General features: G+C 64.6%; 18 protein-coding genes. 15 read left to right on the top strand and 3 right to left on the bottom strand.

The window, feature by feature from the left end:
* The first annotated feature begins 87 nt into the window (after positions 1-87).
* A complete protein-coding gene (locus LSQ66_RS11695; RefSeq protein ID WP_231769948.1) occupies positions 88-570 on the top strand; it encodes a YbaK/EbsC family protein in 483 nt (160 codons plus the stop codon).
* Here LSQ66_RS11695 and LSQ66_RS11690 read toward each other — a convergent pair.
* Positions 567-2,912, bottom strand: coding sequence for a sensor histidine kinase (locus LSQ66_RS11690; RefSeq protein ID WP_231769947.1), 2,346 nt, complete (start codon positions 2,910-2,912; stop codon positions 567-569). The genes LSQ66_RS11695 and LSQ66_RS11690 overlap by 4 nt on opposite strands.
* A 132-nt stretch (positions 2,913-3,044) precedes the next feature.
* Here LSQ66_RS11690 and LSQ66_RS11685 point away from each other — a divergent pair, with 132 nt between their 5' ends.
* A complete protein-coding gene (locus LSQ66_RS11685; protein ID WP_231769946.1) occupies positions 3,045-4,544 on the top strand; it encodes an AMP nucleosidase in 1,500 nt (499 codons plus the stop codon).
* Here the strand turns inward: LSQ66_RS11685 and LSQ66_RS11680 are convergent, their stop codons facing one another.
* Positions 4,545-5,768, bottom strand: coding sequence for a L,D-transpeptidase family protein (locus tag LSQ66_RS11680; RefSeq protein ID WP_231769945.1), 1,224 nt, complete (start codon positions 5,766-5,768; stop codon positions 4,545-4,547).
* Between the two features lie 2 nt (positions 5,769-5,770).
* Entirely contained in the window at positions 5,771-7,132 is a 1,362-nt protein-coding gene (locus LSQ66_RS11675) for a nuclear transport factor 2 family protein (RefSeq protein WP_231769944.1), read from the bottom strand.
* A 388-nt stretch (positions 7,133-7,520) separates the two neighbouring features.
* Between LSQ66_RS11675 and LSQ66_RS11670 the strand changes: the two genes are divergently transcribed.
* The 13 genes from LSQ66_RS11670 to LSQ66_RS11610 all read left to right on the top strand — a co-directional run bounded on the left by LSQ66_RS11670 (position 7,521) and on the right by LSQ66_RS11610 (position 26,680).
* Positions 7,521-10,097 (top strand): TonB-dependent receptor, encoded by a 2,577-nt coding sequence (locus LSQ66_RS11670; RefSeq protein ID WP_231769943.1) that lies wholly within the window; start codon positions 7,521-7,523, stop codon positions 10,095-10,097.
* A gap of 72 nt (positions 10,098-10,169) precedes the next feature.
* Positions 10,170-11,522 (top strand): MFS transporter, encoded by a 1,353-nt coding sequence (locus tag LSQ66_RS11665; RefSeq protein WP_231769942.1) that lies wholly within the window; start codon positions 10,170-10,172, stop codon positions 11,520-11,522.
* Positions 11,509-12,492: a glycoside hydrolase family 43 protein gene (locus LSQ66_RS11660; RefSeq protein ID WP_231769941.1), complete on the top strand. Its 984-nt coding sequence runs from the start codon at positions 11,509-11,511 to the stop codon at positions 12,490-12,492. The genes LSQ66_RS11665 and LSQ66_RS11660 overlap by 14 nt, the downstream gene beginning before the upstream one ends.
* Entirely contained in the window at positions 12,493-13,554 is a 1,062-nt protein-coding gene (locus tag LSQ66_RS11655; protein WP_269449173.1) for an aldose epimerase family protein, read from the top strand.
* Between the two features lie 177 nt (positions 13,555-13,731).
* Positions 13,732-15,474, top strand: coding sequence for an IlvD/Edd family dehydratase (locus LSQ66_RS11650; protein WP_231769939.1), 1,743 nt, complete (start codon positions 13,732-13,734; stop codon positions 15,472-15,474).
* Between the two features lie 16 nt (positions 15,475-15,490).
* Positions 15,491-16,471 carry an AraD1 family protein gene (gene araD1, locus LSQ66_RS11645; RefSeq protein ID WP_231769938.1) on the top strand — a complete coding sequence of 327 codons (981 nt, stop codon included), beginning with the start codon at positions 15,491-15,493 and terminating at the stop codon, positions 16,469-16,471.
* The gene (locus LSQ66_RS11640; protein WP_231769937.1) at positions 16,468-18,039 is read left to right on the top strand and encodes an aldehyde dehydrogenase (NADP(+)); all 1,572 of its coding nucleotides are present in this window, start codon (positions 16,468-16,470) and stop codon (positions 18,037-18,039) included. The genes araD1 and LSQ66_RS11640 overlap by 4 nt, the downstream gene beginning before the upstream one ends.
* Positions 18,040-18,062: 23 nt before the next feature.
* The gene (locus tag LSQ66_RS11635) at positions 18,063-18,830 is read left to right on the top strand and encodes an SDR family NAD(P)-dependent oxidoreductase (protein ID WP_231769936.1); all 768 of its coding nucleotides are present in this window, start codon (positions 18,063-18,065) and stop codon (positions 18,828-18,830) included.
* 2 nt (positions 18,831-18,832) lie between these two features.
* A complete protein-coding gene (locus LSQ66_RS11630; protein WP_231769935.1) occupies positions 18,833-20,740 on the top strand; it encodes a glycoside hydrolase family 97 protein in 1,908 nt (635 codons plus the stop codon).
* 20 nt (positions 20,741-20,760) lie between these two features.
* Positions 20,761-22,293: an alpha-N-arabinofuranosidase gene (locus LSQ66_RS11625; protein ID WP_231769934.1), complete on the top strand. Its 1,533-nt coding sequence runs from the start codon at positions 20,761-20,763 to the stop codon at positions 22,291-22,293.
* Between the two features lie 5 nt (positions 22,294-22,298).
* Positions 22,299-23,306, top strand: coding sequence for an arabinan endo-1,5-alpha-L-arabinosidase (locus LSQ66_RS11620; protein ID WP_307730261.1), 1,008 nt, complete (start codon positions 22,299-22,301; stop codon positions 23,304-23,306).
* On the top strand, positions 23,303-25,633 hold the full coding sequence (locus tag LSQ66_RS11615; protein ID WP_231769933.1) for a glycoside hydrolase family 127 protein: 2,331 nt from the start codon (positions 23,303-23,305) through the stop codon (positions 25,631-25,633). The genes LSQ66_RS11620 and LSQ66_RS11615 overlap by 4 nt, the downstream gene beginning before the upstream one ends.
* A gap of 90 nt (positions 25,634-25,723) precedes the next feature.
* Positions 25,724-26,680, top strand: a complete 957-nt coding sequence (locus tag LSQ66_RS11610) for an ABC transporter substrate-binding protein (protein WP_231769932.1) — start codon at positions 25,724-25,726, stop codon at positions 26,678-26,680.
* The last annotated feature ends 2 nt before the right edge of the window (positions 26,681-26,682 follow it).

Genomic DNA, 26,682 nt, shown 5'->3' with positions numbered 1-26,682 from the left:
ACCAAAAATACCAAATAAAACAAATATGTCGAATTTCATGATGATGCCGAAGCGCTACAATAGCCAGGCAAACAGGAGGGGATAACCATGCAGGAATTGCCGCCATCGGCCCAGCGCATCGCAGCCCTGCTGCGCGAACAGGGGCACGACCAGCCCGTCACCATGCTGTCCGACAGCGCCCGCACTGCCGCCGAGGCCGCTGCGGGCCTGGGCTGCACGGTGGCCGAGATCGCCAAGTCCATCGTGTTCCGCCGCCTGTCCGACGACAGGGCGGTGGTAGTCGTGGCAAGCGGTGTCAACCGGGTGGACGAGGGTAAGGTGGCGGGACTGGTGGGGGCGCTCGGCAAGGCCGACGCGGCCTTTGTGCGCGAGCGCATCGGCTTTGCCATCGGCGGCGTGAGCCCCATCGGGCACACGGAGCCCTCGCTGATGCTGGTGGATGAGGATTTGATGCAGCTGCCCTTCGTCTGGGCCGCCGCCGGCCATCCCCATGCCGTGTTCAAGCTGACGCCCCGGCAGCTGCTCGCCATGACGGGCGCGCCGCTGGCGGACGTGGCCCAGCGCGCCTAGTCGGGAGCGCGCGGCAGGGTGACGGTGAAGCTGGCGCCGACGCCGGGGCCGTCGCTATGGGCCGTGATGCTGCCGTCGTGCGCCTTGATGAGGCTGCGTGCCAGCGCCAGGCCCAGCCCGAGGCCGCCCTGGGAGCGGGCCACGCTCTGGTCGGCCTGGGCAAACACGTCGAAGGCGCGCTGCAGGAACTGCGGACTCATGCCGATGCCGTTGTCGCGCACCACGAGGCGCACCTCTTTTTCATCCTGCTCCAGCCGCACATCGATATGGCCGCCGTCCGGCGTATATTTGGCCGCGTTGTTCAGGAGGTTGGCCACCACCTGCACCAGCCGCTTCTCGTCGCCTGTCACCGTCACCTGTTCGAAGAAGGGCAGCTGCAGGTCCAGCTTGTGGCGGTGCTGGTCGATTGCGGGCCGCGCCTGTTCCAGCGCCGTCGACACCACCTCGGCCATGTCGCAGCGCCGCATCTCCAGGCGCACCAGGCCGCGCTTCACGCGCGACACGTCGAGCAGGTCGTCGATCAGCCCCGTCATGTGCCGCACCTGGCGGCCGATCACCGAGGAGGCCATGGCCAGCTTGGCGCGGTCGTCGCTGGCCAGGGCGAGAATCTCCGCCGCCGCGCCGATGGGCGCGAGCGGGTTGCGCAGCTCGTGCGCCAGCATGGCGAGAAATTCGTCCTTGCGCCGGTCCGCTTCCTGCAGAGCGGCTTCGGACTGCTTGTGCGCCGTAATGTCGTAGACGATGCCCAGCATGCGCTGGCTTACCGAATGCTCGTCCCGGTACAGGTTGCCGTGCACGGCGATCCAGTGCACGGCGCTGTCCGGCCACACGATGCGGCATTCGATGCGCCACGGCGCGCCGCTGCGAACCGCTTCCTCGAAGCTGCTGCGCACCGCGGCGATATCGGCCGGGTGAACCTGGGCGAACACGTGGTCCAGCGTCCAGTGTTCCGGCGGCTGCTCGTGGCCGAACAGGCGTATCAGGCGCGGGGAGCTGGCGAGCTCGCGGTTCGCGGGGTCGTAGTCCCAATCCGCGATCCGGGCCGAATCGAGCGTGAACTGAAGGCGCGCGTTGGCGATGCGGGCCGCTTCCTGGGCTTCGCGGATGTCCGTCACGTCCATGCAGCTGCCCACCCATTCGCGCACCGTACCGTCCGTGATGACGGGTGCGCCGCGCACCAGCATGTGGCGGTATTCGCCGTCATGGCGGCGCAGGCGGTAGGCGTCGCGGAAAGGCTTGCCGCTGCGGGCCGCTTCGTCCCAGTTGCGGGCGGTGGCCGCGCGGTCATCGGGATGCAGGGCGTTCAGCCAGCCGTCCCCACGGTATTCCCCGGCGCTCTGGCCGGTGAATTCGGCCCAGGCGGTATTGCCTTCGGCGAGCATGCCCTGCGGGTCCGTGTTCCACACGATGGAGGACGCAGTCTCGACCAGGGTGCGGTAGCGCAGCTCGCGCGCGTGGAGCGTGCGCCCGATGCGGCAGCGTTCGATGGATTCGCGGCAGCGCCCCGCCACGGTCGTGAGGAGCGCCACTTCGTCCGCGCGCCAGCGGCGCGGCGCGAGATCGTGCACTGCCATGGCGGCGACCAGCCGGCCCTCATGCAGCAGGGGCACCCAGATGCCCGAGCCGATGGCGGCGGAACGGTAGGTGTCCAGCACGGCCTGGGTGCGCGGGTCGCCCGCCACATCTTCCACCACGAAGGGCAGGCCCTGGCGCATGAGCGTGAGGCATTCCGTGCCGTACTGCGCGAGGCGGTAGCGGCCCACAATGCTGCCGACGCCGTCGTTGTAATTGCCGGTGAGATTGATGGTGTCTTCGTCCGCCTCCACGTCGGCATAGGCGCAGCGGCTGGCGCCCAGGTGGCGGCCCAGGAGCTCGGCGGCCGCCTGCGTCACCGCTTCCGGCTCGTTCAGCTTGCGCAGGGCTTCGTCGATCTGGCTGAGGAGCCGGTTGCGTTCATTGCGGTGCGCCCGCACGCGCGCGCCGTTCAGCACCGCGCCCAGGCGGGCGTAGAAGCATTCGTCCGGCGTGGCGGGCATGAGAATGAGGTCGTCGAACTCCACCAGCTGCTCTGCTTCCTGTGCCGCCTCGTCGCTTTCGAGCAGGGCCACCAGCGCGCAATCCTGCAGCAGGGGATCGTTGCGCAGGCGGGCCAGCGAGGCCACGTTTGCGCCGGGCAGGGCGGCCAGCATCAGCTGGGGACGGTGCTCCGCGCCCGCGAAGCCGGAGGCCAGCGGAGCCAGGTGCAGAACGAACTGGGGATCGCGCCGCAGCAATGTCTCCGCGCGGGGAGACGAACCCAGCACGACGATATCGATCAGGGGAGCAGTGCGCTTTTCAGCCATAGGCGTGCCGTTAGGGGGACGGAGCATATTAGCGTGAAACGAATTTTGGGCGCGCACAACATTCCACATGAGCATCAGCTCGCCATACTTGGTGTATCTGATAGTATGGTGCCAATGTGAAAGGAGCTGTATATGTCGACCCGCCCCTTTGTTCCGCCAGCCCGATTCGACGATCCGGCGGCCGCCCTGGCGCAGGTCCAGGCCATCTACGATGGCAGCATCCGCCATCTGCGCGAAGCCCTGCAGCGCTTTGTCGACGGCGAAACGCCGGCCGAGCATGTGCGCGCCTGCTACCCCTTCGTCCGCGTCCAGAGCGATACCTTTGCCCGAGCCGATTCCCGCCTGTCCTACGGTTTCGTGGAAGGCCCCGGCACCTACGAAACCACGCTGACCCGGCCCGACCTGTTCGGCGACTACTACCATGAGCAGTTCCGCCTTCTGCTCAAGAACCACGGCCGCCAGAACATGCAGATTGAGGTGGGGCTGAGCGCCCAGCCCATCCCCATTCATTTCTCCTTCGCGGAGCATTACCATATCGAAGGAAGCCTGAGCGCGGAACGCCGCCTGCTGATGCGCGACCTCTTCGACCTGCCCAACCTGGCCGCCATGGATGACGGCATCGCCAACGGGACCTTCGAGGCCCAGCCGGGCGAAGCCCAGCCCCTGTCCCTGTTCACGGGGCCGCGCGTGGACTATTCGCTGCAAAGGCTGCGCCATTACACCGGCACTTCGCCCGAGCATTTCCAGAAGTTCGTGCTGTTTACGAACTACCAGTTCTACATCGACGAATTCGTGCGCCTCGGCCACGAGATCATGAACGCGCCTTCAACCGAGGCAGGCGAGGGCTATGTCGCCTTCATCGAACCGGGCAATGTGGTCACGCGCCGCGCGGGCGAAAAGGTGCAGCCGGGCGACGCCTTCGGCGCGGTGCCGCCGCGCCTGCCGCAGATGCCGGGCTACCACCTGATCCGCGCCGACGGCAGCGGCATCAGCATGGTCAATATCGGCGTGGGGCCGGCCAACGCCAAGACCATTACGGACCACGTTGCGGTGCTGCGCCCGCACGCCTGGCTGATGCTGGGCCACTGCGCGGGCCTGCGCACCACCCAGCAGCTCGGGGACTACGTGCTGGCCCACGGCTATGTGCGCGAGGACCATGTGCTGGACGAGGACCTGCCGCTGTGGGTGCCGATTCCGGCGCTGGCCGAGGTGCAGGTGGCCATCGAGGACGCGGTGCGCGAGGTGACGAAGCTCGAAGGCCATGAGCTGAAGCGTGTGATGCGCACGGGGACGGTGGCCAGCACGGACAACCGCAACTGGGAGCTGCTGCCGCAGCGCACGCCGGAGCGGCGCTTCAGCCAGAGCAGGGCGGTGGCGCTGGATATGGAGAGCGCGACAATTGCGGCGAACGGCTTCCGCTTCCGCGTCCCTTACGGCACGCTGCTGTGCGTGAGCGACAAGCCGCTGCATGGGGAAATCAAGCTGCCGGGCATGGCGAACCAGTTCTACCGCGACCGGGTGGACCAGCATCTGCGCATCGGCATCCGCGCGCTGGAGCTGCTGCGCGCGCTCGGTGTGGACCGCCTGCACAGCCGCAAGCTGCGCAGCTTCAGCGAGGTGGCGTTCCAGTAGTCAGATCAAGCTCTCGTGCACGATCTTCCAGTTCGTGCCTTCCTTGCTCCAGTACTGGCGCTTGCGGATGGAGTTGCGGTTCTTGCCGATCAGCGTTTCGAGCGTGAAGGTGCTCACGATCATGTCGTCCCGGCCCGGGTAGCGGAACAGGGTCACATCGCTCAGTTTCGTGGACAGGCCCACCACGTCCACCAGCGCGCGCAGGTCCCGCTCGTACCAGGTCTTCAGGTCCTCGCCTTGGCCGGACTTGAATTTCGACGAATAGTGCTTCAGCACGCGCGCCTGGTTCGTGCTGGAGATGTCCGTGCGCCAGGCGTCCATCAGCTGCGTCGCCAGCGCGCGCTCCGCATCCCACTGGCTGCGGCTGATGAATTCCACCTGGTCCGCGATCACCACCGGCGTTTTGCCGATATCCACGCTGCCTTCCAGCTTCTTCAGGTCCGCATTGGTGAGCACCACGCAGCCGTCCGAAGCGAGGGGCGGGCGGCTGTAGGTGTCGGACGGCGTCCCGTGCAGGAAGATGCCTGAGCCGCTGCGGTCGTTCGCGCGGTCCCACTCGTTCGGATAGTTGATACGCAGCGCCGAGGCGCCATAGAAGTCCGGCAGCCGCGCACCCGACACGCGGCCCGTGATGTAGTAGACGCCCACCGGCGTTTTCTGGTCGCCCTCGCGCAGCTTGTTGATGCCCAGCTTGCCCTGCGAGATGTAGTAGTCGGTAACGAACTTCAGCTGCCCGTTGCGGTTCTCGTAGACGTAGAGGCGGGACTGCTTCGCATCCACCACCAGCACATTGCGCTGGTCGCTGCGCAGCTGCAGCACGGAGCGCGGCGCCAGCTCCGGCGAGGGACGGGCGGTAAGGGCAAGCAGGCGCGCCCGCGCTTCGTCGCGCAGGTCCTTCAGCTTGTCCGCGGGGGCGTTCGCGCCCACGCCGCCGCCGAAGGACAGCACGGGCTGCGTGTGCATCAGCAGCAGGTCGCCGCGGATCAGGTGGCCGACGCGGAAGTTCGGGTAAGCCTCCACCAGCGCGTCCGCCTTGGCCTGGGCCTCGTTCAACTGGCTTGCCTGCAGATCCTTGTAGATGCTGATCAGGAGCGTTTCGGGATCGGGCTTGTTGCGCGTGCCACCCGAGGGCTGGATCGATTTCGCGGGCGTGACAGGCGAGAGCAGCCAGCTCGCAGCCAGCGCCGCAACACCCAGGGTCCTGATGATCGATGCCTGCTTCACGTTCAGCTTCCCGATTGTTCCTGCTTGATGCGCCACTGGCCGTTCTGTTTTTCCATGATAAGCGTCTTGCGGCTGTTCGCCTTGAGCTTGTCGGACACATAGAGCTGGCGGAACCTCACCGTGGCCGTATTGCCCTTGACGGTCACCTGCGGGGCCTCCACAGTGACCTTGATATGTTCCTTGCCCTCGATGCGCGCGCGGCGGTCCGCCTCCCAGGCCTGGCGCGACATGCCGCGCGGCGTCTGGAAGCTGCCCGCATACGCGCCCAGGTAGCCCTTCATGTCCTGGGCGCTCCAGGCCTTGGCCCAGGCGCCGACGGCTTTGAGGGCAGCTTCCCGTTCGGCGCTGTCGTCGCTCTTGGCTGGCTCAGCCTTCGGTGATTGTACCGGCGCGGGCGCCGGAGCCGGTGGCTGGGCAGCCACAAGGGGCTTGGCGGCGGCAGCTGCTGGCGCTGGCTTGGGCGCAACGGCATTGGCCTGCTGGGCTGCGGCATTGAGCTGTTTCGCAGCCGCGTTCACCTCCTGCGCGGCGGCAATCTGCGGCGCCACGGGCGCCGGTTTGGCGGGCGCAGCAGGCGGCGGGGCGGCCTTCGCCGGGGCGGGAGGCGGGGCGACCGGCGCGGCCGCAGCGGCAACGGTCCTCGCCGGGGCGGCGGGTGGCGCCGGGATGGTGGCGGCCGCTTTTGGTGCCGCTGCCGGCGCTGGCGGCGGGGCCGCGGCGGCAATCGTTTTTGCCGCGGCGGCCGGTGGAACCGGGGCAGGGGCGGCTTTTGCCGGGGCAGGCGCGGCCTGCTGGGCGGCCAGTTGCGGCAGTCCGGCCAGCGTGCTGTCGCGGCTGCTCAGCGTGCGCACCATCGCCAGTTTGGACTTGGGCGGCGCGTAGTCCTTGGAATCCAGCAGCTGCATGGCCTTGTCGTAGGCCTGGCTCGCCAGCTTGGCATACACGTCCCCCAGGTTTTCGTGCGCCGTGGCGTAGGCGGGGTTGGTGCGGATGGCGCGCTCCAGGGCGACGCGCGCCTTGTCGTACTGCCCGGCCGCGGCATAGAGCACGGCCAGGTTGTTGTAGGGCTCCGGCAGCTGTGGATGGTCTTCCGTCAGCTTCTGGAAGACGGCAATGGCCTCGTTGTTGCGGTTCTGCTCGGCCAGGATCAGGCCTTTCATGAAGCGCAGCTGGGGATCGCGCGGCTGGGCAGCCAGGGCCTTGTCCGTTTTCTGCAGCGCGGCGGGCAGCTGGCCGCTGCGCATCAGCTTCCCGATGTCGGCGATTTCATCGGCCCGGGCCGCTGGGCCGCAAAGCAGGGCCAGCAGGCCCAGGGCAGCGCCCATGCGCCGCAGGGGACGCGAGGAAAATTGCAAATCCTGCATTGACTGTTTTGCCGTCTGGAAATAATTCGCCATTCTATCAAAGATGGGACATACCGAAGCTTACATTGATATCGATCAAGCGGCGCGTGCCTGCCCAGGACCACGTTTTCATCCAGATGTTGCGGTAAGGCCACATCTCCTGGTGACTGCGCAATCAAACGGGCGCCGCCGTCCCGGATTTTAACCCGGAAGCGGCGCCAGGATGGGGAGGCGCGATATCGAAAGTGATATCAAAAACTGCAAAAAATTAATTGGATTGAATTCCAATCGGCCCCTACCATGAGTTTCATCAAGTCAGCAGTTCTAGTTCCTAAAAACAACATCTACCAGGAGACATATGAAGCATTCCGCATCGGGCCTCCCCGCGCCCCAACCTGATACTTTCATATTGAAAGCAACGGTCGCATCCCTGCTGGCCACCGGGCTGCTGAGCAGTGCATCGGTCTGGGCCCAGGACGTGGCGCCCACCCAGGTGGTGACCGTAAGCGGCGTGCGCCAGGCCGCCGAGAGCGCGCAGAAGATCAAGATGGATTCGGATTATGTGATCGATTCCATCGTGGCCGACGACATCGGCAAATTCCCCGACACCAACGTGGCCGAGACGATCGCCCGCATCACCGGCATCCAGGTGCGCCGCGACGCGGGCGAGGCGAACACGGTGCTGATCCGCGGCCTGCCCGGCATCTCCACCTTCATCAACGGCCGCGAGATGTTCACCACCACCGGCCGCTACATCCAGCTGGCCGATATTCCGTCGACCATGCTGCAGCGTGTGGACGTGTACAAATCGCAGAACGCGGAATTGATCGAGGGCGGCATCGCGGGCGCCATCGACGTGCGCACCAACCGGCCCTTCGACTTCAAGGGCTTCCAGGCCAGCGCCCAGGTGGGCGGCAAGCACAAGGACAAGGCCAAGGCTACCGACCCCGAAGGTTCGGCCATGATCTCCAACCGCTGGAAGACCGGGGCAGGGGAGTTCGGCGCCCTGTTCGGCGTGTCGCATGTGACGGACCGCTTCCACGAGGAGCGCGCCTTCGAGACCTTCCCGATCGATAAGTTCTTCGCCGCGCCGAATCTCACCGGCCCTGACCTGGTGGGCATGCAGGCCATTCACGGCAAACGCAAACGCAGCGCCGCCAACTACGCCCTGCAGTGGCGCCCGAACAAGGACCTAGAGCTTTACGCCGAGGGCCTGTATTCGAAGTTCCGGATCCACGACGAGACCGACTTCTTCGTTGGCCTGCCTTGGGCCACATCGCCGGACCAGATCAAGGTCACGAAGATTCCGGGCACGAACCAGGTCGACACGATCGATTCGACCAACACCTTCACCATCCTGTCGACCCAGGCGCGCGCCACGGAAAGCGTCGCGCAGCAGTACGCCATCGGCGGCAAATGGCGCGCCTCGCCCGGCCTGCGCGTGAGCACGGAGCTGGCCCGGACCCTCAGCAACTTCGACTGGAACAATCCGATCCTGGACACCAGCCTGAACGTGGACAAGGTCCACGTCAAAACGGTGGTCGATGGCGGCGCCTATGCGCAATACCAGGGCGCGGCCCTGAACGATCCGGGCAAGATCTACCTGTTCCAGTTCTTCGACCGCTACGGCAAGGACAGCGGCGCCTCCACCGACTGGCGCGCCGACGCAACCTGGACCCCGGATGCGGACGGCCTGTTCAAGCAGTTCGGTTTCGGCCTGCGCCTGAACGACCGCAACGCCAATTCCATCAAGTCGCTCGAAGGCAGCGTCTCCGCCATTCCGAACGTGGCCATGGCCAGCGTTCCCGGCCTGTCCTGCAGCACGCCGGCCTTCTCGAAGGACTACGGCACGCCGAAGTGGAGCACGCCATGCGCGGACTTCCTGACCGCCAGCACCGGCGTGGTGCGCAAGGCTGTCACCGGCAATGCCGCCGCCAAGGCGCTCGATCCGGCCTCCTACTTCCAGGACAAGGAGAAGAACTACGCCCTGTACGGTAATACCAAGATCGGCTTCGACCTCGGAGCCTATCCGGTGGAAGGCGTGCTGGGTGTGCGCGTGACCAGGACGGATGAAGACCTGATCGGCAATAACATCGTGGGCGGCGCCTACGTGCCGATCAACACCAGCAGTTCCAGCACGGATGTCCTGCCGAGCGCGAACTTCAAGCTCGCCCTGCGCAAGGACCTGCTGACCCGCTTTGCCTATGCGAAGACGCTGACCCGTCCCGACTTCATCCAGCTGAATCCTGCCACGGCCTATATCGCGTCGAACGGCACGACCGTGCAGGCGACGGCATCCGGTGGCAATCCGAACCTGAAGCCTTTCACGGCCCAGAACTTCGACGCATCGCTGGAGTGGTACTTCGCGCCGACGGGCCACGCCACGGCCACGGTGTTCCGCCACAACTTCGACGGCTACATCATGTTTGTGACCAGCCCCGAGATCTACCAGGGCATCACCTATCAGACCACCCGGCCGTTCAATACGGACAAGGGCCACCTGCAGGGCCTGGAGCTGGCTTACCAGCAGTTCTACGACTGGCTGCCGGGATGGCTCGGCGGCTTCGGCATGCAGGCCAACGCCACCTACAGCGAAGGCGGCGCCACCTCGTCCATCGTTCCCGAGATGGCTGGCAAGCAGTTCGGCGGGATGTCCCGCCTGTCGTACAACATCGTTGCGCTGTATGAGTATGGAGGCTGGTCTGGCCGCCTGGCTTACAACTGGCGTTCGAAGTTCACCCAGGTGTACGGCGACAGGGCAGGCAACGCGGGCACCGCACCGGCGCGTGACCTGATCGCCGCACCGATGTCCACGCTGGACGGCTCACTGAGCTACAAGATCACGAAGAACCTGACCGTGAACCTCACCGGCACCAACCTGCTGAACTTCAAGTTCCAGGACTACTGGAACGACCCTGTGATCTACCCGCGCGACACCCGCCGCTATGACCGCACGGTGGGCCTGTCGCTGAGCTGGAAGAACTAGGAAGGCTGAAACCGACAGGCCGCGTCCCCGCCCAGGCAGGGGCGCGGCCTGGGCTTTTACGAAAGGCTGACGATGTCGAATCAAAAAATGTCCGTGCTGGAGAAGGTGGGTTTCGGCGCTGGCGATATGGCGCTGAACGTGGTGATCTCTTCGATGATGCTGATCATTACCTACTTCTACACCGATATCTACGGCCTGCACACGGCCGACCTGGCCCTGCTTTTCGTGGCCGTGAAGGTGGTGGGCGGCGTGGCCGACCTGGTGGTGGGCCAGCTGACGGACCGCTTCGATTCCGCCATGGGCCGCTACCGTCCCTGGCTGCTCTGGCTCGCCATTCCTTACGGCGTAAGCGTGTTCTTCGTATTCACCACGCCGGAAGCGGAATACAACGCCAAGCTGGTGTGGGCCTACTCGACCTATATCCTGATGACGCTCATGACTTCGGGCGTCGGCGTGTCCTATATCTCCCTGATCTCGGGCCTGACGAGCGACCCGCAGGAGCGCCTGTCCGCCAACGGCTACCGGCTCTTCTTCGCCAAGGTGGGCGCTTTCATGGTGACGATCATTGTGCCTATCCTGGCGCAGCGCTGGGGCCACGGCAATCCGGCGGCGGGCTACCAGGCTGCCATGGGAGTGATGGCGGCCATGGGGGTCGTTCTCTTCCTGTTCTGTTTTGCGGCCACTACGGAGCGCGTGCGCCATGTGGTGGTGCGCCAACCCCTCATGGAGCAGGTGAAGCTGTTGATGAAGAACGACCAGTGGCTGATCTTGTGCGGCGTGTGCGTCACCGGCACGGTGGGCTATGTGGTGCGCGGCTCGGTCGCCATCTACTACGCCAAATATTACCTGGGCGCGGATACGGCCACCGTGTCGGCCTTCCTCTCAACGGGCGTGGTGGCGGCCATCCTGTCCATGGTGGCATCCACCTGGATCACCAAGAGCTACTGCAAGGTCAAGCTTTTCCGCAATACCCAGCTGCTGGTGGCGGCGCTGAGCGTGGCGATCTATGTGCTCGTGAAGCCGGGCGATATGGTGCTGGCCTTCGTGCTGTACTTCCTCCTGTCCTTCGTGGTGGACCTGCACGCGCCGGTATTCTGGTCGGCCATCGCCGAAACTATCGACTATGGCCAGGTGAAGACGGGCAAGCGCGTATCCGGTTCTGCCTTCGGCGGCATTTCGGTGTGCCAGAAGGCCGGCATGGCCGTCGCGGGCGGCCTGGTGGGCGTGCTGCTGGCGTACTTCGACTACCAGCCGAACGCGGAGCAGAGCGCGTTCGCGCTCAACGGCATTGCGCTGATGCTGTCCGTGATTCCCGGCTTCTTCCATTTCCTGATGGGCGCCCTGATGTTCAAGTACCGCATCAGCGATGAGTACTACGATGAAGTGAAGGCCGAAATGCGGACGCACGGCTATGTGGCAAGCTGAATTTTTAGAACTGGAGAACGCATTGGGCGACGTATTGAAGCCGCTGATCGAGCAGCGCGCCGATCCTCATATCTACCGTCACACCGACGGCTACTACTACTTCACCGCCTCGGTGCCGCAGTACGACCGCATCGAGCTGCGCCGGGCCAAGACCATCGAAGGCCTGGTGAGCGCGCAGCCGCGCGACGTGTGGCGCAAGCCGGACACCGGCCCTTGCAGTGAACTGATCTGGGCGCCGGAAATCCACTTCAACCAGGGCGCCTGGTACATCTACTTCGCCGCCGCCCCCAGCCGCGAGATCAAGGACAAGCTGTTCCAGCACCGCATGTACGCGCTGCGCAACGATCATCCGAATCCGCTGCAGGGCGAGTGGGAGTTCAAGGGGCAGGTGGACACCGGCATCGATACCTTCTGCCTGGACGCCACCACCTTTACGCACAAGGGCAGGCTGTATTACCTGTGGGCGCAGAAGGACAGGGAGATCGAGGGCAACTCGAACCTGTATATCGCTCCGATGAAAACGCCCTGGCAGATCGAGGGCAAGCCAGTCCTGCTGAGCAAGCCGGAACACGACTGGGAGATCCGCGGCTTCTGGGTCAACGAAGGCCCGTCCGTACTGAAGAAGAACGGCAAGATATTCATCAGCTACTCGGCCAGCGCCACGGACGAGAACTACGCCATGGGCCTGCTGTGGGCGGACGAGAATGCCGACCTGCTCGATCCCGCGTCCTGGCGCAAGTCGGCCCAACCGGTACTGCAGAGCTGCTTCGAACACAAGATCTATGGCCCCGGCCACAACAGCTTCACGGTGGCCGAAGACGGGTCAACTGTGCTCCTGGTCTATCATGCGAGAACTTATACTGAAATTATCGGCGATCCGCTGTGGAATCCGGACCGCCATACTTTCGTTAAACCTCTACGCTGGGACGAACAGGGCATGCCGGTTTTCGGCCGCCCATCGATTGCATAAATGGACTTAAGCATTACTCAAGAACCTTTTGGAGAGACCCGGGAAGGCGAGCCGCTCAGCCTTTACACGCTGCGCAACCGCAATGGCATGACCGTAAAGATCACCAACTACGGCGGCATCATCACGGAGCTGCATGTGCCGGACAAGCACGGCTGCCTGGCGGACGTGACCTGCGGCTATGCGAATGCGGAATCGTATTTCGACGACGCCACCTATTTTGGCGCCCTGATCGGCCGCTACGGCAACCGCATCGGGCGCGGCCGCTTCCAGCTGGACGGGGAGTGGGTACAGTTGGCCCTCAACGATGGCGAAAACCACCTGCACGGCGGCCCGCGCGGCTTCCACCGGGTGGCCTGGCACGCGGTGCCTGCGGTGTCCGACCTTTCCATCGGCCTGAAGCTCACGCACCGCAGCCCGGACGGAGACCAGGGCTATCCCGGCAACCTGGACGTCACCGTGAGCTATGAGCTCAACGATGCGAACGAGCTGCTGGTCAAATACCACGCCGTGACGGACAAGGCCACGCCCGTCAATCTCACCCAGCACGCCTATTTCAATCTGGCGGGGGAGGGCACGATCCTCGGCCACGAGCTCACCATCAATGCCGAGCGCTACACGCCGATCAACGAACGCGCCATTCCTCTCGGGCCGCTCGCGGACGTGGCGGGCACGCCCTTCGACTTCCGCAGCCCGCACACCATTGGCGAACGAATCGATGAGGAGGACGAGCAGCTTGCCAACGGACTCGGTTACGACCACAACTTCGTGCTCACCAAGGCCGAGCCGCATACCATGTCCCTGGCCTGCATCGTGCGCGAGCCGGTCTCCGGCCGCGTGCTGGAGCTGTATACCCAGGAGCCGGGCGTGCAGTTCTACAGCGGGAATTTCCTGGACGGCTCGCTGGTCGGCAAAGGGCGGCAGTACATCCACCGCTCCGGCCTGTGCCTGGAGCCCCAGCATTTCCCGGACTCGCCAAACCAGCCGGACTACCCCAACACCATCCTGCGTCCGGGCGAGGTCTACCAGACCCGCTCTCTCTACCGCTTCGCCATCCAGGCATAGCCAAGGCAGGGACGGACCCGGCATGGGGTCTGTCCCCGGTGTCCCGGTCCGCCACCGCACACAGTCCGCGGCTGGCGAAGCTGTGCGATCACTTTTTTGGTATAGCTTCTGATTTTTAATTCATTGGAAAGCTATCATTAATCTCACTAACATTCCTCCATCGAAATGGAGGAATGCATGTCTGCAAACAAGAAGGGGATCAAGCTGCGCTCGGCCGAATGGTTCGGCACCGAGGACAAAAACGGCTTCATGTACCGGAGCTGGATGAAGAACCAGGGCATCCCCGACCATGAATTCCAGGGCAAGCCGATCATCGGCATCTGCAACACCTGGTCCGAACTCACCCCCTGCAACGCCCACTTCCGCAAACTGGCGGAACACGTGAAGCGCGGCATCCTCGAAGCCGGTGGCTTCCCCGTCGAATTCCCCGTCTTCTCCAACGGCGAATCGAACCTGCGCCCAACCGCCATGCTGACCCGTAACCTGGCCAGCATGGACGTGGAAGAATCCATCCGCGGCAACCCCATGGACGCCGTCGTCCTGCTGGTGGGCTGCGACAAGACCACTCCCGCCCTGCTGATGGGCGCCGCTTCCTGCGACATCCCCACAATCGTCGTTACCGGCGGCCCCATGCTGAACGGTAAGCTGAACGGCAAGAGCATCGGTTCCGGCACCGCCGTGTGGCAACTGCACGAGCAGGTGAAGGCGGGTGAGCTGAGCATGCACGATTTCCTTGCCGCCGAAGCGGGCCACTCGCGCTCAGCAGGCACCTGCAACACCATGGGCACCGCCTCCACCATGGCCTGCATGGCCGAATCGCTCGGCACTTCGCTGCCGCACAATGCCGCCATTCCCGCCGTCGACGCGCGCCGCTACGTGCTGGCCCACATGTCCGGCATGCGCATCGTGGAGATGGTGTGGGAAGACCTGCGCCTCTCCAGGATACTCACCAAGGAGGCGTTCGAGAACGCCATCCGCACCAACGCCGCCATCGGTGGTTCCACCAACGCCGTCATCCACCTCAAGGCCATCGCAGGCCGCATGGGCGTGGAGCTGGAACTGGAAGACTGGACCCGCATCGGCCGCGGCACGCCCACCGTGGTGGACCTGCTGCCATCGGGCCGTTTCCTGATGGAGGAGTTCTACTACGCCGGCGGCCTGCCCGGCGTGCTGCGCCGCCTGGGCGAAGGCGGCCTGCTGCCGCACAAGGACGCGCTCACCGTCAACGGCAAGACCCTGTGGGAAAACGTGAAGGATGCGCCGATCTACGACGAAGAGGTGATCCGTCCGCTGGACAAGCCGCTGATCGAGGATGGCGGCATCTGCATCCTGCGCGGCAACCTGGCGCCTCGCGGCGCCGTGCTGAAGCCTTCCGCCGCATCGCCCCACCTGATGCAGCACCGCGGCAAGGCCGTGGTATTCGAGGACTTCGACGACTACAAGAAGCGCATCGCCGACCCGGAGCTGGAGGTGGACGAGAACTCCATCCTGGTGATGAAGAACTGCGGCCCGAAAGGCTACCCCGGCATGGCGGAAGTGGGCAATATGGGCCTGCCGCCCAAGCTGCTGGCCAAGGGCGTCAAGGACATGGTGCGCATCTCCGATGCCCGCATGAGCGGCACCGCTTACGGCACCGTGGTGCTGCACGTGGCGCCGGAAGCCATGGCGGGCGGGCCGCTGGGAGTGGTGCGGGAAGGCGACTGGATCTCCCTCGACTGCGCTGGCGGCAAGCTGGATCTGGAAGTTCCGGACGAGGAAATGCAGGCCCGCCTGGCGGCGCGCGCCGCGAAGGACAGCGACCGCCCCAAGTCCGGCTACGCCCAGCTCTATGTGGACCATGTGCTGCAGGCGGACCAGGGCTGCGACTTCGACTTCCTCGTCGGCACGCGCGGCGCGGCCGTTCCCAAGCATTCCCATTGATATCGGAGACTAGTCCATGCTGCTCGTACAATTCAAGAACTCCGCTGGCGAACGCGCCGTGGGCCTGCTGGAACAGGCAGGCATCCGCGTGATCGAAGGCTACAAGACCACCTATGCGCTGGCCCAGGCGGCCATTCGCGGCGGGAAGTCCCTTGCTGCGCTGGCCGATGCCAGCGCAGGCGGCGCCATCGTGGACCCGTCCACCGTGACCTGGCTGCCGCCGCTGGACCATGAGGATTCCGCTCACTGCTATGTGACCGGCACCGGCCTGACCCACTTGGGCAGCGCCGACGCGCGCGACGCCATGCACAAGAAGATCGGCGGCGACGTCGAGTCCCTGAGCGATTCCATGAAGATGTTCCGCCTGGGTGTGGAAGGCGGCAAGCCCGCCGCAGGCGCCGCGGGCGCCCAGCCCGAGTGGTTCTACAAGGGTGACGGCTCCATCGTGGCCGCCAGCGGCCAGGCGCTGCGGATGCCGGACTTTGCCCTGGACGGCGGCGAAGAGCCCGAGATCGCAGGCCTCTACGTGATCGGCGACGACGGCCAGCCTTACCGCGTGGGCTTCGCCATCGGCAACGAGTTCTCCGACCATGTGACCGAACGCCAGAACTACCTCTACCTCGCACACTCGAAGCTGCGCTCCTGCGGCGTGGGCCCGGCCCTGCTGGTGGGCGAACTGCCTGGGCATGTCGAGGGCGTGTCCCGCGTGTATGGCAAGGACGGCAAGCTGCGCTGGGAGAAGCCTTTCGTCAGCGGTGAGCAGAACATGAGCCACACCATCGCCAACCTGGAGCACCACCACTTCAAGTACGGCCTGTTCAAGCGCCCTGGCGATGTGCACATCCACTTCTTCGGCACGGCGACCCTGAGCTTCGCGGACGGCATCAGCGTCGAGCCCGGCGAGATCTTCGAAATCGAAGCTCCCGTATTCGGCCCCGCGCTGCGCAATCCGCTGGCCGTCGTTGAAACCTCTTATGCGAAAGTGAAACCACTGTGACCATTACCGGCGAAGCATTGATTGGCGGCGCGGCCGTCAAAGGGGAGGGCAGCAGCGTCAAGGCCTTCGATCCCGCGAAACGCGAATACATCGAACCGGCCTTCAGCGCCGTGAGCGAAGCACAGATCGACCAGGCCTGCCGCCTGGCAGGCGAGGCTTTCGACAGCTTCCGCGCCACATCGGACGTGGAACGCGCAAAATTCCTGGAAACCGTGGGCGAAGAGATCGTGGCCCTCGGCGATGAGCTGATCGGGCGGGCCATGGCCGAGAGCGGACTGCCGCGTGCACGCCTGGAAGGTGAGCGCGGCCGCACGGTGAACCAGCTCAAACTCTTCGCCGACCTGCTGCGCGAGGGCTCCTGGCGGGATGCGCGCCTGGACACGCCGCTGCCCGATCGCACCCCGCCGCGTCCCGACCTGCGCATGCGCCTCATCGGCGTCGGCCCCGTGGCCGTCTTCGCCGCCTCCAATTTCCCGCTCGCCTTCTCCGTGGCTGGCGGCGATACCGCGTCCGCGTTTGCGGCGGGCTGCCCCGTCGTTCTGAAGTCGCACTCGGCCCACCCGGGCACCTCCGAGCTGGTTGGCCGCGCCGTCACGCGCGCCGTCGAACGCTGCGGCCTGCCGAAGGGCACGTTCTCGCTGCTGACCGGCACCGGCCGCCATATCGGCACCACGCTGGTGGCGCATCCTGCCATCCAGGCCGTAGGCTTTACGGGTTCGCGCGCAGGCGGGACGGCGCTGATGGCGGTGGCCGCAGCGCGTCCGCAGCCGATTCCGGTCTACGCCGAAATGAGCTCGATCAATCCCGTGATCCTGCTGCCGAAGGCGCTGGCAGCGCGCGGGGAGAGCATCGCCCAGCAGTTCGCCGCCTCGCTGACCCTGGGCGTGGGCCAGTTCTGCACCAATCCCGGCATGGTCGTCGGCCTGGCGGGGCCGGAGCTGGACAAGTTTGCGGCCGATGCCGCCGCAGCCCTGGGCAACACCGCTCCAGGTGTGATGCTGACCCCCGGTATCGCCGGCGCCTACCAGGAAGGCGTGGCGAAGCTCGCCGCCGAGTCCTGCGTCAAGACCGTAGCGCTGGCCGCGCAGGAAGAGGGCAAGGGCGCTCCCGCGTTGTTCCAGTCCCGCGCATCGGACTTCCTGAAGACGCATGCGCTGCAGGACGAAGTGTTCGGTCCCGCCTCGCTGATCGTGGCCTGCGAGTCGCTGGAAGAAGTGAAGAACGTGATCGAGCGCCTCGAAGGCCAGCTGACCGCCACCTTGCAGCTGGACGAAGGCGACTATGAAGCCGCCGAAGCGCTGCTGCCGGTACTGGAGCGCAAGGTGGGCCGCATCCTGGCCAATGGCTTCCCCACCGGCGTGGAAGTGTCGACGGCCATGGTGCACGGCGGACCTTTCCCGTCCACGGCGGATGGCCGCAGCACCTCGGTGGGCACTGGTGCGATCAACCGTTTCCTGCGCCCCGTGTGCTACCAGAATATTCCGCAGGCGCTGTTGCCGGAGGCTCTGCGCGACGGCAACCCGCTCGGCATCTGGCGCCGCCGCGACGGCGCGCTGACGAAAGATTAAGAAGAACAGAATGGAGACAAAGCATGACTGATCTGGCCAAGTTTGGCAGCCTGCGCGGCAAGCGCGTATTTGTGACGGGAGGCGGCAGCGGCATCGGCGAATCCATCGTCACGGCGTTTGCGGAGCAGGGCGCGCAGGTGGCCTTCGTGGACATCTTGCGCGATGCGAGCGAGGCGCTGGTGGAGAAGATCAAGGCGGCAGGCCACTCGGCCCCCCTGTTCCGCCATTGCGACATCACCGATATCCCCGCGCTGCAGAAGACCATGGCCGATCTGGCCGCGGACATCGGCGACTTCGACGTCCTGGTCAACAATGCCGCCAACGACCAGCGCCACAAGGCGGAGGAAGTCACGCTCGAATACTGGGACCAGCGCATCGCCATCAACCAGCGCCCCATGTTCTTCACCTGCCAGTCCGTGATTGCGGGCATGAGGAAGAAGGGCGGAGGCTCCATCATCAATATCAGCTCCATGTCCTTCCATGCCAAGGGCGCGGGTTATCCGGTCTACGCGACATCGAAATCGGCCGTGATCGGCCTTACGCGCTCGCTGGCGCGCGACCTGGGCGGCTACGGCATCCGCGTCAACACCGTGACGCCCGGCTGGGTGATGACACAGCGTCAGCTCGACCTGTGGGTGGACGACGCGGCCAAGGCGGAAATCGCCAGGGCCCAGTGCCTGCCGGGCATGCTGATGCCGGAACACGTTTCCTCCATGGTGCTCTTCCTGGCAGCCGACGACAGCGCCATGTGCACCGCGCAGGAGTTCATCGTCGACGCGGGATGGATCTGATCATGAAGGCATTTTTCAAGAGAGCCGCCCTCGCACTCGCGCTGGGTGCATCCCTGCCCGCTTACGCGGCGCTGAGCAGCCCGGACGGGCGTCTGTCGGTCGATGTGACTGTTTCGCCGCAGGGCGAGGCCCGGTACGCCGTGCGCCGCGATGGCGCAGAGGTGCTGCTGCCTTCGCCGCTGGGCATGAAGCTCGAAGGCATGGATCTGGCGGACAGGCTTTCGCTCGGCGCCGCGTCGCCAGTACACGCGGTGCGCGAGAGCTATGAGCTCGCAACAGGCAAGCGCCGCAAGAACAGCTATGTGGCCAACGAGCAGACCTGGACGCTGCGCAATCCGCAGCAGCAGGCGCTCGATGTGACCTTCCGCGTGTCCAACGACGGCGTGGCCTTCCGCTACACCGTGCGCGGGCCGCAGCTGAAGTTCCTGTCCGAAGCCACTGGTTTTGCCTTCGCGCCTTCGGCGCGGGCCTGGCTGCAGCCCATGGCTGCTGCCAAGACCGGCTTTGCGCGTACCAACCCTTCCTACGAGGAGTACTGGCAGAAGGATATCCCTGCCGGTACGCCGTCGCCGATGGCGGGCTGGGTTTTCCCTGCTCTGTTCCGCAGCGGCGACAACTGGATTGCGCTGACCGAGGCGGGCATGGACGGCAGCTTCCACGCCTCGCGCCTGGCGGTCCGGAGCGAAGGTGGCGTCTACCGCATTGCGGGACCCGCGCCGGAGGAGGCGCGCCCCGGCGAAGCCTTGCTGGCGCACGCCGAGGGAGAGCTGGTTTCGCCGTGGCGCGTGATGGCCATTGGTGGCCTCGATACGCTGGTGAACTCCACGCTGGGCACCGACCTCGCTGCACCGGCCGCGCGGCCCGCCGCCAGCTGGATCAAGCCGGGCCATGCCTCATGGAGCTGGGCCATCCTGAAGGACGATTTCACGAACTACGACACCCAGAAGAAGTTCATCGACTACGCGGCGGACATGCACTGGGACTACACCCTGATCGACGCCCTCTGGGACCAGAAGATCGGTTACGACAAGGTGCGCGAGCTTGCGGGCTATGCGAAGAAAAAGGGCATCGGCATCCTGGTCTGGTACAACTCCGCCGGTTCGTGGAACGATACCGACATGACGCCCAAGGACAAGCTGCTCACCCGCGAATCGCGCGTGGCCGAGTTCAAGCGTCTGCACGAAATTGGAATCAAGGGCATCAAGGTCGACTTCTTTGGCGGCGACGGCCAGTCCATGATCGCCTACTACGTGGATATCCTGAAGGACGCCTACGATGCGCAGCTGCTGGTGAACTTCCACGGTGCAACGCTGCCGCGCGGCTGGTCCCGCACCTGGCCGAACCTGATGACGGCCGAGGCCATCCGCGGCTTCGAGTTCGCCACGTTCGACCAGTCTCTCCAGGACCCGGTTGCGCCCCACGCGGCGATGATTCCCTTCACCCGCAACCTCTTCGATCCCATGGACTTCACGCCCATGGTCTTCGGCGATATCCCGAACATCAGGCGCACCACGCGCAACGGCTTCGAACTGGCCGAATCGGTGCTCTTCGTGTCCGGCATCCAGCACTTCGCCGAGATCCCCGAAGGCATGGCTACGGCGCCAGCCTACGTGAAGAGCTTCCTGCGCGAGCTGCCGCGCAGCTGGGACGACAGCAGGTTCGTCGACGGCTTCCCGGGCGAGTATGCAGTGATCGCGCGCCGCGCGGGCAAGGCCTGGTACGTCGCGGGCTTCAACGGCAGCGGCAGTGAAATGACCCTGACCCTCGACCTCGCCTTCATCGGCAAGCGGGGCAAGCTCATTACGGATGGAGCGGGAGAGCGCAGCTTCATCCAGTCCGATATCGGCGCGGCGAAAGCCACGCGGATCACCATCAAGCCACATGGCGGCTTCGTGGCCACCTTCAAGTAACGATAACAACAGGAGACAGCATGTTCAAGAAGACCATCCTCGCCCTCGGCATCGCCGCCAGCGGTGCAGCGTTCGCCCAGGTGAGCGTGACCATCGACACGGCCAAGCCGGGTCCCGTCATCAACAAGAATATTTACGGCCAGTTCGCGGAGCACCTGGGCGCGGGTATCTATGAGGGCATGTGGGTTGGTCCCGATTCGAAGATCCCCAACACCAGGGGCTGGCGCAACGACGTGATCGGCGCCCTGAAGGACATGCACGTGCCGCTGGTGCGCTGGCCGGGCGGCTGCTTTGCCGACGAATACCACTGGCGCGACGGCATCGGCCCGCGCGACAAGCGTCCGGTGAAGGTCAATACCAACTGGGGCGGCGTGGAAGAGAGCAATGCTGTCGGCACCCATGAATTCTTCGACCTGGCCGAACAGCTGGGGGCGGAAGTCTACGTGAACGGCAACCTGGGCACCGGCTCCAACCAGGAAATGGCGGAATGGATCGAGTACATGACGTCTGACAGCAAGTCGACGCTGGCCGAACTGCGCCGCAAGAACGGCCGCGACAAGCCATGGAAGGTGGATTACTTCGCCATCGGTAACGAGGCCTGGGGCTGCGGCGGCGAGATGTCGCCCGAACATTACACGCAGCTCTACAAGACCGCCACCGTGTTCCTGAAAGCGCCGCCGGGAAGCCGTCCGAAGCTGATCGCCAGCGGCGGCAACGACAGCAGCACCGCGTGGACCGACGCGCTGAGCAAGTTGAAAAGCAATGTTGACGGCATCAGCTACCACTACTACACTCTTCCGACCGGCGTATGGGAGAAGAAGGGCGCCGCTACCGGCTTCCAGGAAAACGAGTGGATCTCCACTATCAAGAACACCCTGGTGATGGACGCTTCGATCAGAAAGAATGTCGCCGTGATGGACAAGAACGATCCGCAGAAGAAGATCGGCTTCTACGTGGACGAATGGGGCACCTGGTACGACGTTGAGCCGGGCACGAACGCTGGTTTCCTGTTCCAGCAGAACTCCCTGCGCGATGCGGTGGTGGCGGCGCTGAACTTCAACATCTTCCACGACCACGCCGACCGCGTGCGCATGACCAATATCGCGCAGATGGTGAACGTGCTGCAGGCCATGATCCTGACCGACAAGGACAAGATGCTGCTCACGCCGACCTATCACGCCTACAAGATGTATGTGCCGTTCCAGGACGCGACCTATCTTCCGGCAAAGATCTCGAACAACGGCAAGTACACGCTGGGTTCGACCACCGTGCCGCAGGTGAGCGCATCGGCTGCCCGCGCCAAGGACGGCAAGGTCTACGTGGCCCTGGTGAACACCAACCCGAACAAGGCGGTGGACGTGACGGTGAACCTGTCCGGCGCAAAGGCGGGCAAGCTGACTGGCCAGGTTCTGACCGCCCAGGCAATGGATGCGCACAACACCTTTGCCCATCCTGAAGCCGTGAAGCCCGCGCCGTTCAGCGCTGCGGCCAGCGGCGGCAAGGTGGTGGTGAAGCTGCCCGCGAAGTCCGTGCTCGTCGGCGCCGTGGAGTGATCGCCATGAAACGCGCTGCGGTGTTCCGCGGCCTGGCCGCAGCGGGCCTGTTCGTCCTGGCGCCTGCCATCGGCATGGCGCAGGCAGCCCAGGTGCAGGTGCACGACCCGGTCATGGCGAAAGAGGGCAATACCTACTATGTCTTCAGCACCGGGCCGGGCATCAGCTTCTATTCGTCGCAGGACATGAGGAACTGGCGCCCCGAAGGCCGCGTTTTCCCGCACGAGCCTTCCTGGGCAAAGCGCGTGGCGCCCACTTTCGATGGCCACGTGTGGGCGCCGGACATCCAGCACCATAACGGCAAGTACTACCTTTACTACTCGGTGTCCGCCTTCGGCAAGAACACCTCGGCCATCGGCGTGACGGTCAATCGGACGCTAGACCCGCGCTCCCCGGACTACAAATGGGAGGACCAGGGCATTGTTGTGCAGTCCGTGCCGCAACGCGACGACTGGAATGCCATCGACCCCAATGTAATCGAGGATGGAAAAGGTAATGCGTGGATGGCCTTCGGCTCCTTCTGGTCCGGCATCAAGATGTTCAAGCTGAATGCGGACTGGACCCTTCCGGCCGAGCCGCAGGAATGGAAGACCATTGCCGCGCGCGAGAACCGCCAGCCGGACGATATCGAGGCGCCTTTCATCTTCCGGAAGAACGGCTGGTACTACCTGTTCGTGTCCTGGGGGCTGTGCTGCCAGAAGGAGAAGAGCACCTATCACGTGGCTGTCGGCCGTTCGCGCGAAGTCACGGGGCCCTTCCTGGACAAGGAGGGCAGGGACATGGCGAAGGGCGGCGGCACGGTCGTGATCCGTGGCGACAGCGCCTGGAAAGCGCTCGGCCACAACAGCGCTTATACTTTGGGCGGCAAGGACTACATGGTCCTGCATGCCTATGAAACGTCGGACAAGTACGTGCAGAAGCTCAAGGTGCTGGAGATGAAGTGGGACGCCGCTGGCTGGCCCGCCGTCGATCCGGCAGACCTGAACCGCTACCAGAGCGGGCAGCTGCAATGATGCGCGCCCTGGTACTGGCTGGCCTGCTGGCGGCACAGGGTGCGGCGGCGGCCGACCTGTTTCCCCTGCAGGATGTTCGCCTGCTGCCCGGCCCCTTCCTCCAAGCCCAGGACACGGACCTGCGCTACATTCTTGCGCTGGACGCGGACCGCCTGCTTGCGCCATTCCGCCGCGAAGCCGGCCAGCCGATGCCCAAGCCATCCTACGGCAACTGGGAGTCAAGCGGGCTGGATGGCCACATGGGAGGCCACTATCTCTCTGCGCTGGCGCTCATGTACGCATCGACGGGTGACGAAGAAGTCCTGCGCCGCCTGAATTATTTCGTGGCCGAGCTGCAGAAGTGCCAGCAGCCGGACGGCTACCTGGGCGGCATTCCCGGCGGTGCCGCCGCGTGGCAGGACATTGCCAGCGGCAAGCTGCATGCCGATAACTTCAGCGTCAACGGCAAGTGGGTCCCGTGGTACAACCTCCACAAGCTCTATGCGGGCCTGCGCGATGCATGGAAGTACGCCGGGAATCAACACGCCAGAACAATGCTGGTCGCCATGTCCGACTGGGCGCTGGCCCTCAGCACGCATCTCAGCGACGAGCAGATGCAGCAGATGCTGCGCGCCGAGCACGGGGGCATGAACGAGATTCTCGCTGACGTGGCCGAGATCACGGGCGAAAGAAAATATCTCGCTCTGGCCATGCGCTTCTCCCACCAGGCCATCCTGAAGCCGCTGGAAGAGGGCAGGGACCAGCTCACCGGCCTGCACGCCAACACCCAGATCCCCAAAGTGATCGGTTTTCAGCGCATCGCGGAAATGACGGGCGACCGCAAATACCACGAAGCCGCCGACTTCTTCTGGAAGACTGTTCACGACCACCGCACTGTGGCCATCGGCGGCAACAGCGTCAAGGAGCACTTCCACGACGATAAGGATTTCTCGTCCATGGCCACCGAAGTGGAGGGGCCGGAAACCTGCAACACCTACAATATGCTGAAGCTGACCGAGCGCCTCTACATGCAGGAGCCGAAGGCCAGCTACGGCGACTATTACGAACGCGCGCTGTACAACCACATTCTCGCTTCCCAGCATCCGGGAACCGGCGGCTTCGTCTACTTCACTCCCATGCGCGCCAACCACTACCGCGTGTATTCCGATGTGGACAAGGGCATGTGGTGCTGCGTGGGCTCGGGCGTCGAAAGCCACGCCAAGTACGGTGAGTTCATCTATGCCCACGAGAACGGCGTCCTCTATGTGAACCTGTTCATTCCCTCGCGCCTGAACTGGAAGGCGCACGGCGTCACCATCACGCAGACGGGCAGCTTCCCGGACAGCGATACCACGCGGCTGACCATCGGCGGGGCGCAGCGCTTCACGCTCAAAATCCGTTATCCCGCATGGGTGGAGAAGGGCGCGCTCAAAGTGCGCATCAACGGAAAACCGCAGGCAGTCAGCGGGGCGCCGGGTGGCTATATCGAGCTGGCGCGCAACTGGCGCAAGGGCGATACCGTGGACCTGAAGCTGCCGATGCGCACCACCCTGGAGCAGATGCCGGACCGCTCGAACTACTACGCCGTGCTGCACGGTCCCGTTGTGCTGGCCGCGAAAACGGCGCCCTTCGTCCACGAAAAGCTCAACTTCGTAGCCGACGATTCGCGCATGGGCCACATTGCCGGCGGCCCGGTGTGCCCCCAGGAGGCGGCGCCGCTGTTCGTGAGCGATGCGAAGGACTTCCTGGACAAGTTCAAGCCCGTCAAAGGCCAGCCCCTGACCTTCACGGCGCACGGCCTTGTGCAGGGCAAGGATGCGTCGTCCATCCGCTTCATTCCCTTCTTCCGCCTGCACGATTCGCGCTACATGTTGTACTGGCAGACCACGACCAGCGCAGGCCTGGCGCAGATGAAGCAGGCCACGGCAGCCGCCGAAGCCGAGCGCCTGGCCCTGGATGCCAGGACCATTGACCAGGTGGCGCCCGGCGAGCAGCAGCCCGAATCTGACCATTTCTTCCAGGGCGAGGGCGCGGACGCGGGTATCAACAGCGGCCTCCATTGGCGCCACGCGAGCCGGTGGTTCAGCTACCAGCTGACGGACCGCGAAGGGGCCGCGCGCACGCTGCGCCTCACCTTCGCTTCCGCCGACGCGGGCCGGAAGTTCGATATCCTGCTGAACGGCCGGCCCCTTCAGGCCATCGAGCTGGCGAGGGAAGGGCAGGCGTTCTACACGCGTGATATTGCCTTGCCGCTCGGCGCCGCCGAGAATGGCAAGCTGGAAGTCAAATTTGTCGCCCGTCCCGGTTCCGTGGCGGGTGGATTGTACGGCTTGAGGCTGTTGCGATAACAAAACAGGTATAGCTCGCCTCGAAAAAGTGATTAGATTGGTATGGTGGTTTTCCCCTACTATAGGCTCAAGAACACAATGGAGACAGGTATGACCCTCACTCGCAGGACCTTTATCGCAGGCGCCATCGCGCTTGGCCTGGCTGGCAGCGCCTACGCCGCCAAACCTCTCGTGATCGGCTTCTCGCAGGTGGGCGCGGAAAGCGAATGGCGCACGGCGAACACCGTGTCGATCAAGGATGCCGCCAAAAAGGCCGGAGTGACGCTCAAATTCGCGGATGCACAGCAGCGCCAGGAAAACCAGGTGAAGGCCATCCGTTCCTTCATTGCCCAGAAGGTGGACGTGATCGCGTTTTCGCCGGTGGTGGAATCGGGCTGGGACACGGTGCTGCGCGAGGCCAAGGCAGCAAAAATCCCTGTCATCCTGACCGACCGCGACGTCAACGTGGCGGACAAATCCCTGTACGTGACCCTGATCGGCTCCGACTTCGTGGAAGAGGGGCGCCGCGCTGCCCGCTGGCTGGCCGACTACGCGAAGAAGCAGCCGGGCAAGACCTTCAATATCGTGGAGCTGCAAGGCACGGTGGGCTCGGCGCCCGCGATCGACCGCAAGACGGGCTTCGAGGAAGTCATCAAGGGCAATCCGCAGCTGAAGATCATCCGCACGCAGACGGCCGAATTCACCCGCGCCAAGGGCAAGGAAGTGATGGAAGCCTTCCTCAAGGCGAACGGCCGCAGTATCAACGTGCTGTACGCGCACAATGACGACATGGCCATCGGCGCCATCCAGGCCATCGAGGAGGCGGGCCTGAAGCCGGGCAAGGATATCGTCATCGTCTCCATCGACGGCGTGAAGGGCGCGTTCGAGGCCATGATGCTCGGGAAGATGAACGTATCCGTGGAATGCAGCCCCCTGCTTGGCCCACAGCTGATGCAGGCCGCGAAGGACGTGGTGGCGGGCAAGCCGCTGCCCAAGCGCATCGTGACGGAAGAGAAGGTATTCCCCGCCGAAGTGGCCGCCAAAGAATTCCCGAACCGTAAATACTGATC

Origin of the sequence: Massilia endophytica (assembly GCF_021165955.1) — a bacterium.
Taxonomy (GTDB): Bacteria; Pseudomonadota; Gammaproteobacteria; order Burkholderiales; family Burkholderiaceae_D; genus Rugamonas; species Rugamonas endophytica.
Note: the sequence above shows the minus strand (reverse complement) of the source record. Positions and strands in the feature narration are given on the sequence as shown.